This is a genomic window from Streptomyces sp. NPDC101219, assembly GCF_044767675.1.
GTDB lineage: Bacteria > Actinomycetota > Actinomycetes > Streptomycetales > Streptomycetaceae > Streptomyces.
Map to the genome: position 1 here is coordinate 113,425 of NZ_JBIWOK010000007.1, position 11,770 is coordinate 125,194.

Genomic DNA, 11,770 nt, shown 5'->3' on the forward strand with positions numbered 1-11,770 from the left:
TCATGCGGGGTCACGGACGGTGAAGCCGACTCTAATCGCCACCGCGCCCCGGCGCCTGCGCCCGCGCACCCCGGACACCGTCGCCTTCGTCACGCCGTCCGCGCCCCCAGGAGCGCCCCGCCGGTACAAATTTCGTTTGTGCAAGGGGAGTTGACGCGTGTAATGCCCGGGGCGCCCTTGACGTCAACTGTTGGCTGCCGGTTTGCTGTCCGTGATCAGTTCATGGCGTTCGGCAGCCGACCACTGCCGTACCGACCACCGCCGTGAACCGAACCACGAAGAACGCGTGAGGAAGTCCCGCGGTGCCCCCACCCCCGCCACCCCTCGGCCGCGCCCGCAGACGCACGACCCCGGGCTTCGACGAGGCCCTCGACGACGCCGAACTCGTCACCGCGCGGAGCGCGCTCGCCCAGGGCCGCTGGCAGAACGCCCGCTCGCTGCTGGTGCGCACCGGGACCGACTGGGACCGCCGCGGCCACCGCGTCACGGTGCTCGCCCGCGAGCCGTCCTGCGCCGCCTGGACCCGCGAGTGGCTGCTCGCCGAGCCCGACTCGGGGGACGCGTCGGTCCTGCTGGCCCTGGCCCAGGTCCGGCGCGTGCTGCGCGGCAAGGACAAACCCGCCCGGGCCCGGGAGGCGTGCCTGCGCGCCGCCGGACTCCGGCCCGCCGACCCCACCCCGTGGCTCGGGGTGCTGATGCTGGAGTGCGACCTGGGCGCCGAGGGGGACGTGGTCCGCGTCTTCGAGCAGGTCCGCACCCGCTACGCCGACCACCACCACGCCCACCACCTGGTGGTCGCCTGGCTCGCCGACCACCGCGTCGAGGCCGGGCCGGACCCGCTGCACGAGGTCTACGACTTCGCCAACTGGGCCGCCGAACAGGCACCCGCCGACTCGCCGCTGGCGGTCCTCCCGGTGATCGCGCACGCCGAGCGCTACCGCGCGCTGGCCGCCGCCGGACACGAGCGCCCCGACCCGGTCGCCTCCGGGCACTGGACCGGCCGGCGGGCCCGGCAGGTGATGAAGGCCGCCTTCGACTGGTGGCTGGAGTGGGAGCACGAGGGCCACCCGCGTCGCCTGATCGACCTCAACTTCCTCGCCCACGCCAAGGTCTGCGAGGGCCGGGGCGCCGAGGCGGCCGCCCTGTTCCACCGCATCGGCGACCACGCCGCCCCGGCGCCCTGGTCGTACCCCGACCGCGACCCCGTCACCGCCTTCCGCACGGCCCGCGCCACCGCCCTCGGCACGGCCTGACCGGACGCCCCGACCCACCCCTGACCCCACCGACCCGGCTCCGCCTCCCCGACCGCCCCGCCCGAATCACTCCCGATCACCCCGCCCGAACCACTCCCGATCACCCCGCCCGACCACCACCTCCGACCGAAGGACGGTCTTCGCATGACGACGGACAGTTCGAGCAAGAGCAGACCACCGGCCGACGGCATCAGCACCTTCAAGGGCCGGGAGCGCGCCCTGCGCGCCGACCGCCTGGGCACGGGCGGCCTGCTGCTCTCGGTCCTCGCCGCGACCGCCCCGCTCATGGTCGTCGCTGGTGTCATGCCCACCACATTCGCGGTGATGGGCATCGTGGGCCAGCCGCTGCTGTTCGTGGTCCTGGGCACCGTGCTGATCCTCTTCAGCCTCGGCTACGCCGAGATGAGCCGGCACGTCCACAACGCCGGGGCCTTCTACGCCTACATCTCCCGCGGCCTCGGCGGCACCGTCGGAGCGGGCGCCGCGCTGGTCGCCCTCGTCGCCTACAACGCCCTCCAGGTCGGCATCTACGGCATCTTCGGCTTCGAGGTCTCCGGGCTCCTCGCCACCTACGCCGGCCTGGAGGTCGCCTGGTGGATACCGGCCCTGGCGGGCGTCGTCGCCGTCGGCGTCCTGGGCTGGCTGAAGATCGACGTGAACGCGCGCGTGCTCGGTGTCCTGCTGGTCATCGAGGTGCTGTTGGTCGTCGTCTTCGACGTCGCCGCCATCGCCGACCCCGGAAGCGAGGGCCTGTCCCTGCACGCCTTCAACCCCGACACCCTCACCGGGGCGGGGGTGGGCACCGCCCTGTGCTTCTGCATCGCCGCCTTCCTCGGCTTCGAGCAGGCCCCGGTGTACGCGGAGGAGACCAGCAGGCCGCACGTCCTGGTGCCGCGCGTGATGTTCCTCGCAGTCGCCGGGGTCGCCGTGTTCTTCGCGATCAGCAGCTGGGCCCTCACCGTCGCCACCGGCCCCGCCACCATCGTCGGCACCTCGCAGGAGCACAGCGCGGGCCTGCTGTTCTTCCTCACCGAGGACCGGCTCGGCGGCACCTTCACCGACGTCCTGCACGTCCTGTTCGTCACCGGCATGTTCGCGGCGATGCTCAGCTTCCACAACGTCGTCGCCCGCTACGCCTTCGCCATGGGCCGCGAGGGCCTGCTGCCGTCCGCGTTCGGCCGCACCTCGGGAACGAGCGGGGCACCCGGCACGGGGTCGCTGCTCCAGACCGTGGTCGCGACGGTGCTGGTACTCGCCTTCGCCCTCACCGACGACAAGCCCGTGGGCGATCCGACGGCGCCCGTGCTGCACCTGTTCACCTGGTTCGGCAACATCGGCGCCCTCGGCGTCATCGTGCTGATGGCGATCGCCTCGCTGTCCGTCGTCGTCTTCTTCGTCCGCCGCGGAGCGGCCCGTACCCAGGCGTGGCGGCTGGCCACCTCCTCGGTCGCCGGACTCGCCCTGGTGGTGATCGCGTGCTACACCGTCAAGGACTTCGACGTGCTCGTCGGCGCCGGTCCCGGCTCCGCGCTGAGCCGGCTCCTGCCCGGCATCATCGGGCTCGCCCTCCTCGCGGGCCTGGTCCAGGGCATGATCCTGCGCGCCCGCGCCCCGGAGAAGCACGCCCGCATCGGGCTGGGCAACGAGGCGTTCCAGCTCGACAAGGAGGCCGGGGCCGCCGACTAGGGCCGCACCGGTCCTGCCGTCCGCCGCCCCCGGAGGCGCGGCGGACGGCACGGCCGGGCGGCGGGCCCGGGTCAGGAGGGCGACGGCGCCGAAGGGCCGGGGCTGTCCAGGACGGTGACGACGGTGACGGCGTCCTCCCGCACGGCCCGGGCGTCCGCGTACCGCACGACCACGTCGACCGGACTGCCGGCGGGCACCTCCGCCGGCACCCCGACGGTCACCGTGAGCCGCCCCCCGGGCCCGGCCGCCATCACGAGCCCGTCCGGAGCCGCAGGATCCGTCGCCGGCACGCCGCCCACGGACACCTCGCCCGCGCGGGTGAACTCCGCGGGGTCGAAGAAGGCGCCGTCCAGCTCGATCGTCACCGGATCACCCGGCCGGGCCCCGCCGTCACCGCCCACCCGCACGGACGCCACGCGGAAGTCGCACGCGGTGCCGCCCCGCGACGGGCTCACCGGCCGGGCGGTGGCGGCAGGATGCGCGCGGTGGAACTCCAGCAGCCCGCCCAGCACCGCGTACGCGGCCCGGCCCTTGCAGCCGAGCGGCCGGCCCGCGAGCGCCGCGTGCTCCCGCGCCGCGGCCTCCCAGTCGCCGCCGCTGACACCCCGCACCGCCAGACACGCCCGCGCCAGCGCGCCCAGCACCCGCCACTCGTCGTCCGGCGCGGCGGCCGCGGCCGCCGGGAGGGCGTCCGCGCACCGGTCCGGGGTGCGCAGCCGGTCGTAGACGCTCGCCGGATCCGGCGCCCCGTCGGAGTCCGGCGACCGCGGCCCGGCCGGCAGCCACACGGGCGCGGCGAGCGGCCGGTCCGGCGGGGCGGCGGGCTCCGGCCGTACGGGCGGGGGCGCCGCGGTGCCGGTCCGGGGGGCCGGTGTGTCCGGGACGGTGGACCGGCGTCCTCCCTCCGGTGAGGTCCGCGGCCCGGTGCTGCCCGCGCTCGGCGAGGGCGCGGCCGCCTCGGCCGTACGCCGCTCGGGGGTGCCGCCGGGACCCGCGCCCGGGGGGCCCGCGCCGGCATCCGGGCCGGCCGGGGCGCCGCCGAGCACGGCCGTCAGCGAGACGGCCAGGGCGCCGGTGATCAGCAGCCCCGAGATCCGTGCCCCGAGCGATGCCCGCATGACGTCCCCCGCACGATGGTCCGACCCCGGGACACCATCATCCGGGGGTCCGCCGTCCGCCGAAAGGCCCCCTCGACCGCACGGCGGGCGTCCACGCAGGGCGGCACCGCACAGCACCGTGCCGCGGACCGGTAACCGGACCGCGGCACGATGCGGGGGGAATGGGGCCTTCGCCGCGCTAGATCACCAGGGACAGCAGCATCACCAGGCCGCCCGCCACCACCGAGATGATCGTCTCCATGACCGACCACGTCTTGACGGTCTGTCCGACGGTGAGGCCGAAGTACTCCTTCACCAGCCAGAAGCCCGCGTCGTTGACGTGGCTGAAGAACAGGGAGCCGGCGCCGATGGCCAGGACCAGCAGGGCCGCGTGCGTGGTCGACATGTCGGCCGCGAGCGGGGCCACCAGGCCGGCCGCGGACACGGTCGCCACCGTGGCCGAACCGGTCGCCAGCCGGATCGCCACCGCGATCAGCCAGCCCATCAGGAGTGCCGGGATCGACCAGTTCTCGGATATCTCCAGGACCATGTGGCCGACGCCGGAGTCGATCAGCGTCTGCTTGAAGCCGCCGCCCGCGCCGACGATCAGCAGGATGCCCGCGATCGGCCAGAGGCTCTTGTCCACCAGCTGCTGCATCCGCTCCTTGCTGAACCCGGCGGGCATGCCCAGGGTGAAGAAACCGACCAGCACGGCCGCCAGCAGCGCGATCAGCGGGGAGCCGATCACGTCGAAGACCCGCTGCACGTTGTTCTCGGTGTCGTCGATGACGATGTCGACCAGCGCCTTGGCCAGCATCAGCACGACCGGCAGCAGGATGGTGAACAGGGTCGGGCCGAAGCCGGGCCGCTTCTCCAGCTCCTCGGAGGCGCGCTGCGGGATCATCCGGTCCGGCGCCGGGACGTCCACCCAGCGGGCGGCGTACCGGGAGAACACCGGGCCGGCGATGACGACGGTCGGGATGGCGACCAGCACGCCGAGCGCCAGCGTCACACCGAGGTTGGCGTCCAGCGCGTCGATCGCGACCAGCGGGCCGGGGTGCGGGGGGACCAGCCCGTGCATCACGGACAGACCGGCGAGCGCCGGGATGCCGATGCGCATCAGGGAGTAGTTGCCGCGCTTGGCGACCATCAGCACGACCGGGATCAGCAGGACGACGCCGACCTCGAAGAAGAGCGGCAGGCCGATGACGGAAGCGATCAGCACCATCGCCCAGGGCATGGCCCGGCCGCTCGCCTTCGCGAGGATGGTGTCGACGACCTGGTCGGCGCCGCCGGAGTCGGCGAGCATCTTGCCGAGGATCGCGCCGAGGGCGATCAGCACGCCCACGTTGGCCACGGTGGAACCGAGCCCGGAACTGAAGCTGAGGATGGCCTTGTCCAGCGGAGCCCCGGCGAAGGCGCCGAGCGCGAGCGACCCGATGGTCAGCGCGAGGAAGGCGTGCAGCTTGTACTTGGTGATGAGCAGGACGATGACGGCGATGCCCGCCAGGACGGCGATGCCCAGCTGAGCGTGGCCGGCCGAGGTGATCGGCTCGGGTGCGTCCGCTGCCAGCATCTCGACGCTGAGTCTGGTCACGGTGGATCCCTTGATCTACGGGGGTGGGGGAGGGGAGCCCGGTAGCGCTCCGGAGCCGGAGGCACCGGGCCCACGGGGGGAAGGGGAGGCCGAGGACTAGGCAGAGGGCTCGCGGAGTTCCCCGAGGGCCGCCAGGGCCTGTTCGGTGACCTCCGTCGGGCCGGCCGCCACGTCCACGGCGACCCCCGCCTCGTCGGGATCGAGCGGCTGGAGGGTGGCGAACTGCGAATCGAGCAGCGCCGTCGGCATGAAGTGGCCCGTGCGCTGCGCCAGCCGCTCCGCGACGAGCGAACGGTCGCCCGTCAGGTGCAGGAAGAGCAGGTCGGGGGCCGCGTCCCGCAGCCGGTCCCGGTAGGCCCGCTTGAGCGCCGAGCAGCTGACGACACCGCCGAGTCCGGTGCGTCCGCGCGCCCAGTCGCCGATGGCGTCCAGCCAGGGCGCCCGGTCGTCGTCGGTGAGCGGGGTACCGGCCGACATCTTCTCGATGTTGGCCGGGGGGTGGAAGTCGTCCGCCTCGGCGTACGGAACGCCGAGCCGGGCCGCCAGCAGGGTCCCGACGGTGGTCTTGCCGGTGCCGGAGACCCCCATGACCACGACGACGCTGGGGATTTTCATCGCTGCCCTCACTGTCTGCATGTCCTCGTCGACACGTGATGTCGACGCAACTGAAGCCCATTGGTACGACGAATTCAAGACTCTGTGACTTATAAGTCTGACTTTTTGTTTCCGTGATCCGCCCCGTACGCTGAGTGCATGAGCACAACGGGCCGGGGGCTGCACGGGCGCGTACTGGACACCCTCGGCCCCGAGATCACGGCGGGCCGGTACCCCCCGGGCAGTGTCCTGCGCACCGACGAGCTCGCCCACCGTTTCGACGTCTCGCGTTCCGTGATGCGCGAGGTCGTGCGGGTCCTGGAGTCCATGCACCTGGTCGAGTCCCGCCGCCGGGTGGGCGTGACGGTCCAGCCCTCCCGCGAGTGGAACGTCTACGACCCCCAGGTCATCCGCTGGCGGCTGGCCGGTGCCGACCGCCCCCGGCAGCTGCGCTCCCTCACCGTGCTCCGCTCGGCCGTCGAACCGGTCGCCGCGGGCCTCGCCGCCCGCCACGCCACGGCCGAGCAGTGCGCCGAACTCACCCGCTGCGCCCTCGGCATGGTCGCCCACTCACGCGGCGGGCAGCTGGAGGGCTACCTGATCCACGACATCGCCTTCCACCGCGTGATCCTCACGGCCTCCGGCAACGAGATGTTCGCCCGCCTCGGCGACGTCGTCGCGGAGGTCCTGACCGGCCGCACCCAGCACGACGTCATGTTCGACGACCCCGACCCGGCCGCCGTCACCCTGCACGTCCAGGTCGCCGAAGCGGTCCGGGAACGCGACGCCGACCGCGCCGAACGGCTGACCCGCGAGATCACCGTGGGCGCCCTGGAGGAGCTGGACGTGCTGGCCCCCTGAACCGGCCGCCGTCCCGACCCGCGGACGGGCGCGTCTACTCCTCGACGACGTCCCCGTCGACGTACACCCACGCGCCGTCGACCCGCTCGAACCGGCTGCGCTCCCGCAGCGAGCCGCCCCGGTAGGACGCCCGGAAGGTGACCGTCCCCGCCCGGTGGAAGGGCGACCCGTCGGTGGTGCCCAGGATCTCCAGCCTGGTCCAGCGCATCGCCGGGTCGAGGTCCAGGCGGGCGGGCCGCGTCCGGGGGTGCCAGGTGCGCAGCAGGTACCCGGCGTCCCGCACGACGAAGGCCGAGTAGCGCGACCGCATCAGGCGCTCGGCGGTCGGTGCGGCGGCGGCCCCGGAGTGCAGGCGCCCGCAGCACGCCTCGTACGTCCCGGGCAGCCCGCAGGGGCAGGAACGAGCGGTCATGTGCACCCTCCGCGACCGGGACCGTCCGACAACGCCCGAGGGCCGCGACCTCGTGGTCGCGGCCCTCGCGCTTCATGTGTCCGAGGGGGGACTTGAACCCCCACGCCCGATAAAGGGCACTAGCACCTCAAGCTAGCGCGTCTGCCATTCCGCCACCCGGACAAGGTGTCTGTCGCGCGGGCTTCCCCCCGCGGCGACGACGTAAACATTACCAGGTGTTCAGGGGTGGCCGATCACCCCGCCGCGGATCCCGGCACGGTGCCGGGATCCGCCCGGCGGCGCGCCGCCCGGCCGGTACGGGACTTGGGGTGCGGGCACCCAGAGGAGAGGATGGGGGGACCCACCAGCGGAGCTGCCGCCGGGCGCCCCCGGTGTGCACCAGCGGGAACGAGCGGGAGGACGCACGTGAGCGCGACCGACACGGCCAGGAACGTCACCGGCGAGGACGAGGTCGTGGACCTCTGCCGCGAGCTGATCCGGATCGACACCAGCAACTACGGCGACCACTCGGGTCCCGGCGAGCGCAAGGCGGCCGAGTACGTCGCCGAGAAGCTGGCCGAGGTGGGACTCGAACCGCAGATCTTCGAGTCCCACCCGGGCCGGGCCTCCACGGTGGCCAGGATCGAGGGCGAGGACCCGTCCCGGCCCGCGCTGCTCATCCACGGCCACACCGACGTCGTGCCGGCCGATGCCGACGACTGGACCCACCACCCCTTCTCCGGCGAGATCGCCGACGGATGCGTCTGGGGACGCGGCGCCGTCGACATGAAGGACATGGACGCGATGACCCTCGCGGTCGTCCGCGAACGGATGCGCACCGGACGCAAGCCGCCGCGCGACATCGTCCTCGCCTTCCTCGCGGACGAGGAAGCGGGCGGCACGTACGGCGCCAAGCACCTGGTGCGCAAGCACCCCGAGCTGTTCGAGGGCGTCACCGAGGCGATCGGCGAGGTCGGCGGCTTCTCCTTCACGGTCAACGAGAAGCTGCGCCTCTACCTCGTCGAGACGGCCGAGAAGGGCATGCACTGGATGCGGCTCACCGTCGACGGCACGGCCGGACACGGCTCGATGACCAACACCGACAACGCCATCACGGAGCTGTCCGAGGCCGTCGCGCGCCTCGGCCGGCACCAGTGGCCGGTCAGGGTCACCAAGACCGTCCGCGCCTTCCTCGACGAGCTCTCCGACGCGCTCGGCACCGAGCTCGACCCGGAGAACATGGAGGAGACCCTCGCCAAGCTGGGCGGCATCGCCCGCATGATCGGCACCACCCTGCGCAACTCGGCGGCGCCCACCATGCTCGGCGCGGGCTACAAGGTCAACGTGATCCCCGGCCAGGCCACCGCCCACGTCGACGGACGCTTCCTGCCCGGCTACGAGGAGGAGTTCCTCGCCGACCTCGACCGCATCCTCGGCCCCCGGGTGAAGCGGGAGGACGTGCACGCCGACAAGGCGCTGGAGACGGACTTCGACGGCCGCCTGGTCGACGCCATGCAGCTGGCGCTCAGCGCCGAGGACCCGATCGCGCGGGCCGTGCCGTACATGCTCTCCGGCGGCACCGACGCCAAGTCCTTCGACGACCTCGGCATCCGCTGCTTCGGGTTCGCGCCGCTGAAGCTGCCGCCGGAGCTGGACTTCGCCGGCATGTTCCACGGCGTCGACGAGCGGGTCCCGGTCGACGGGCTGAAGTTCGGGGTGCGGGTTCTCGACCGATTCCTGGACGCCTCCTGAGGGACATCGCATTCCGGCGACCCCGCCCGGCAACCGGGCCGCCCGGCGCACGGTGCCGGGCGGCCGGGAATCGGGCAGGCGTGCGGAGTTGACCGGGACGAGTGAATGCGACGATAAGCTCGTAGCCTCATTACTCCCTCCTCGTTACCCGTGATGTGATCCGCGATTTTGGATCGCATTGCCAACAAGGAGGAATAATGATCAAGAAGGTCGTCGCTGCTGCGGCTGCCACTGGTGGTCTGGTTCTCGCGGGTGCGGGCATGGCCGTCGCCGACTCGGGTGCCCAGGGTGCCGCCGTGCACTCCCCGGGCGTCGCGTCCGGCAACGTCATCCAGGTTCCGGTGCACGTCCCGGTGAACGTCTGCGGCAACACGGTCTCCGTGATCGGGCTGCTGAACCCCGCCTTCGGCAACACCTGCGTCAACCAGTGACGTTCTGACTCGCTCATTCGGGCGGGTTCTTTTCAGGGTTGAAACCGCCGGCCCCGGAGTGCGCGCCATGCGCTCCGGGGCCGTCCGGTCTCTCGAAACGTCCACACCACGGGAATCCGCCGCGACCGGAATTCCCGGCACGAGGTCGAAGGCAGGAATACAGCAATGCGACAGGCCACCCGCAAGGGTCTGATGACCATGGCGGCCGCGACCAGCATGATCGCCGCCGCGGGCGGAGCCGCCCACGCCGACTCCGGAGCCCAGGGCACCGCGTCGGGATCGCCCGGCGTGCTCTCCGGCAACTCGGTGCAGGCGCCGGTGTACGCGCCGGTCAACGTCTGCGGCAACACGGTCGACATCGTCGGCGTCCTCAACCCGGCCATGGGCAACTCCTGTGCCAACACGGGGGGCTCGGCGGTCCCCGACGGCTACGGGGACGCGGGCCACCACGGCGGCTCCGCCGGCTCCCACGCCGGAGGGCACACCTCCGACTCACCCGGGGTCGCCTCCGGCAACCACGTCCAGGTCCCCGTCCACGCCCCGGTGAACGTCTGCGGCAACAGCGTCGACATCGTCGGCATCGGCAACCCCGCCACCGGCAACGACTGCGGCAACGGCGGCTCCGGCGACCCCGGTACGCCGGACCGCCCGGGTACGCCGGACCGCCCGGGTACGCCGGACCGCCCGGGTACGCCGGACCGGCCGGGTACGCCGGACCGGCCCGGTGAGCCGGGCGGCCCCGACGGCCCCGGTGACGAGCCCGGCAGCCCGTCCACCCCGGACGGCGGGACCCCGGGCGACACCCCCGGCGGCTCCCCGGACGGCGACGGAGAGGGCTCCCGGACCGTCACCGCGCACCAGGGCGGCGCGGCACTGGCCGCCACCGGCAGCGAGCTGCCCCTGGGCCTCGTGCTGCCGGTCGGCGCGGGCGCGCTGCTCGCCGGCGCGGTGTTGTACCGCCGGGCCCGCTCCGCGGCCTGACCCCGTACGACGGGGAGCGGGCCCCGCGACCGCGGGGCCCGCTCCGTGTCCCGTCGTCCTGCACCGCCGGGACAGCACGTCCCGGCGGTGCGCCCGGTGTCACCAGGTGGCCCGCACCTGGCGGATGATCCGTCGCCGCAGCCGCACCTTGCGGCTGCCGTCGCGCAACAGGGTCAGTCGGTACAACTCCCAGTGCCCGTACTCCGCGTGGTCGGTCAGCAGGCGTGCCGTCTCCTTGCGGGAGACCCCGCGCGGCACGTACACGTCGACAAATTCGTATTCCGGCATCGCATCTATTGTGCGGGCTGGGCCCCGGTACGGATAGCGTCTGCACTATGTCTGATGCTGCGCAGCCCACCGCTGCCGAGGTACGCGCCGCCGCCGAGGCGGTCAAGACCGCGCTCGACCGCCACCTGGCCGCGGTCGAACGCCGGTCGGGGGAGGACGACCCGGCCGTCTACGAGGCGTTCAACGAGCTGGCCGGTGCCGCGGAGGCGTACGACGAACTGCTCTACGACCGCTACGACGAGGTGACCCCCTTCGAGATCCCCGGTGAGGAAACGCTGCCGCCGTACACCGGCCCCGACGAGCCGAGCGCCCTCAGTGTGCTGATTCGGCGCGACTACGCCGTCGCGGAACCGCAGCGGCTGCGCGCGCACGCCCAGCGGATCGAGGCCGCCGACGACGAGGAGACCGGGGAGGCGTCGGGCACGGTGCACGGCGCGCTCGGGCTGCTGTTCGGCGAGTTCGAGCCGGACGAGATCGCCTCCCGGCACAAGGAGTTCGGACTGGAGGAGGGCGACTCCACGCTCTGGGTGACGGTGTCGGACGAACCGGCCGAACCCGGCGAGTGGCTGGAGGCGCCGTTCGAGGGCGCGGACCCGCAGCGGGTGATCTGCCGCTTCGACGTCAGCGCGGTCTTCGACGACGACCTCGACGACGAGGACGACGACGATCTCGACGACGCGCTGGGCCGGGCCCTGGCCGGGACCACGGACCCGGACGGGGACGACGACCTGGAGCCGCTCGACGCGGACCGCTGACCGCGCGCCCGGACATCCGCCCGCGGCGGTGACACCCCCGGTGTCACCGCCGCAGGTGCGTCCGGCTCCGCGCCCGCGCGGCCC

At 73.1% G+C, this 11,770-nt stretch carries 12 protein-coding genes and 1 tRNA gene; 7 read left to right on the forward strand and 6 right to left on the reverse strand.

Translation table 11 applies throughout. The features are described from left to right. The first annotated feature begins 302 nt into the window (after window positions 1-302). Together ACIRPP_RS15710 and ACIRPP_RS15715 are read left to right on the forward strand one after the other, a co-directional pair. Window positions 303-1,253 carry a hypothetical protein gene (locus ACIRPP_RS15710; RefSeq protein WP_403642434.1) on the forward strand — a complete coding sequence of 317 codons (951 nt, stop codon included), beginning with the start codon at window positions 303-305 and terminating at the stop codon, window positions 1,251-1,253. 144 nt (window positions 1,254-1,397) lie between these two features. Then, on the forward strand, window positions 1,398-2,939 hold the full coding sequence (locus tag ACIRPP_RS15715) for an APC family permease (RefSeq protein WP_403642436.1): 1,542 nt from the start codon (window positions 1,398-1,400) through the stop codon (window positions 2,937-2,939). Between the two features lie 71 nt (window positions 2,940-3,010). On the opposite strand, the gene ACIRPP_RS15720 is transcribed toward ACIRPP_RS15715, so the two are convergent. From ACIRPP_RS15720 to ACIRPP_RS15730, 3 genes are all read right to left on the reverse strand, one after another. Continuing rightward, on the reverse strand, window positions 3,011-4,057 hold the full coding sequence (locus ACIRPP_RS15720) for a hypothetical protein (RefSeq protein WP_403642439.1): 1,047 nt from the start codon (window positions 4,055-4,057) through the stop codon (window positions 3,011-3,013). A gap of 178 nt (window positions 4,058-4,235) precedes the next feature. Continuing rightward, complete coding sequence (locus ACIRPP_RS15725; protein WP_403642442.1) at window positions 4,236-5,633, reverse strand: gluconate:H+ symporter; 1,398 nt, start codon at window positions 5,631-5,633, stop codon at window positions 4,236-4,238. Window positions 5,634-5,729: 96 nt separating this feature from the next. Then, entirely contained in the window at window positions 5,730-6,248 is a 519-nt protein-coding gene (locus tag ACIRPP_RS15730; protein WP_403642445.1) for a gluconokinase, read from the reverse strand. A 138-nt stretch (window positions 6,249-6,386) separates the two neighbouring features. On the opposite strand from ACIRPP_RS15730, the gene ACIRPP_RS15735 reads away from it, so the two are divergent. Further along, window positions 6,387-7,088: a FadR/GntR family transcriptional regulator gene (locus tag ACIRPP_RS15735; protein WP_403642448.1), complete on the forward strand. Its 702-nt coding sequence runs from the start codon at window positions 6,387-6,389 to the stop codon at window positions 7,086-7,088. A gap of 34 nt (window positions 7,089-7,122) precedes the next feature. Here ACIRPP_RS15735 and ACIRPP_RS15740 read toward each other — a convergent pair whose 3' ends face one another. Together ACIRPP_RS15740 and ACIRPP_RS15745 are read right to left on the reverse strand one after the other, a co-directional pair. Then, window positions 7,123-7,500 (reverse strand): YchJ family protein, encoded by a 378-nt coding sequence (locus ACIRPP_RS15740; RefSeq protein WP_403642451.1) that lies wholly within the window; start codon window positions 7,498-7,500, stop codon window positions 7,123-7,125. A gap of 77 nt (window positions 7,501-7,577) precedes the next feature. Beyond that, window positions 7,578-7,662, reverse strand: a tRNA-Leu gene (locus ACIRPP_RS15745). Window positions 7,663-7,905: 243 nt separating this feature from the next. On the opposite strand from ACIRPP_RS15745, the gene ACIRPP_RS15750 reads away from it, so the two are divergent. The 3 genes from ACIRPP_RS15750 to ACIRPP_RS15760 all read left to right on the forward strand — a co-directional run bounded on the left by ACIRPP_RS15750 (window position 7,906) and on the right by ACIRPP_RS15760 (window position 10,643). Then, window positions 7,906-9,231, forward strand: coding sequence for a M20/M25/M40 family metallo-hydrolase (locus ACIRPP_RS15750; RefSeq protein ID WP_403642454.1), 1,326 nt, complete (start codon window positions 7,906-7,908; stop codon window positions 9,229-9,231). A gap of 197 nt (window positions 9,232-9,428) precedes the next feature. Continuing rightward, a complete protein-coding gene (chpH, locus tag ACIRPP_RS15755) occupies window positions 9,429-9,662 on the forward strand; it encodes a chaplin ChpH (protein ID WP_403642457.1) in 234 nt (77 codons plus the stop codon). A 165-nt stretch (window positions 9,663-9,827) separates the two neighbouring features. Next, window positions 9,828-10,643, forward strand: coding sequence for a chaplin (locus ACIRPP_RS15760; RefSeq protein WP_403642459.1), 816 nt, complete (start codon window positions 9,828-9,830; stop codon window positions 10,641-10,643). A 99-nt stretch (window positions 10,644-10,742) separates the two neighbouring features. Here the strand turns inward: ACIRPP_RS15760 and ACIRPP_RS15765 are convergent, their stop codons facing one another. Then, a complete protein-coding gene (locus tag ACIRPP_RS15765; RefSeq protein ID WP_031108614.1) occupies window positions 10,743-10,931 on the reverse strand; it encodes a DUF5703 family protein in 189 nt (62 codons plus the stop codon). A gap of 47 nt (window positions 10,932-10,978) precedes the next feature. On the opposite strand from ACIRPP_RS15765, the gene ACIRPP_RS15770 reads away from it, so the two are divergent. Beyond that, window positions 10,979-11,686: a hypothetical protein gene (locus ACIRPP_RS15770; RefSeq protein ID WP_403642462.1), complete on the forward strand. Its 708-nt coding sequence runs from the start codon at window positions 10,979-10,981 to the stop codon at window positions 11,684-11,686. Window positions 11,687-11,770: the final 84 nt, after the last annotated feature.

Excerpts from the sequence above, each read along its gene's own strand:
- ACIRPP_RS15740 (WP_403642451.1), bottom strand. The coding sequence starts at position 7,500 with ATGACCGCTCGTTCCTGCCCCTGCGGGCTGCCCGGGACGTACGAGGCG.
- ACIRPP_RS15720 (WP_403642439.1), bottom strand. The coding sequence starts at position 4,057 with ATGCGGGCATCGCTCGGGGCACGGATCTCGGGGCTGCTGATCACCGGC.
- ACIRPP_RS15770 (WP_403642462.1), top strand. The coding sequence starts at position 10,979 with ATGTCTGATGCTGCGCAGCCCACCGCTGCCGAGGTACGCGCCGCCGCC.
- ACIRPP_RS15735 (WP_403642448.1), top strand. The coding sequence starts at position 6,387 with ATGAGCACAACGGGCCGGGGGCTGCACGGGCGCGTACTGGACACCCTC.
- chpH (WP_403642457.1), top strand. The coding sequence starts at position 9,429 with ATGATCAAGAAGGTCGTCGCTGCTGCGGCTGCCACTGGTGGTCTGGTT.
- ACIRPP_RS15715 (WP_403642436.1), top strand. The coding sequence starts at position 1,398 with ATGACGACGGACAGTTCGAGCAAGAGCAGACCACCGGCCGACGGCATC.
- ACIRPP_RS15730 (WP_403642445.1), bottom strand. The coding sequence starts at position 6,248 with ATGAAAATCCCCAGCGTCGTCGTGGTCATGGGGGTCTCCGGCACCGGC.
- ACIRPP_RS15760 (WP_403642459.1), top strand. The coding sequence starts at position 9,828 with ATGCGACAGGCCACCCGCAAGGGTCTGATGACCATGGCGGCCGCGACC.
- ACIRPP_RS15765 (WP_031108614.1), bottom strand. The coding sequence starts at position 10,931 with ATGCCGGAATACGAATTTGTCGACGTGTACGTGCCGCGCGGGGTCTCC.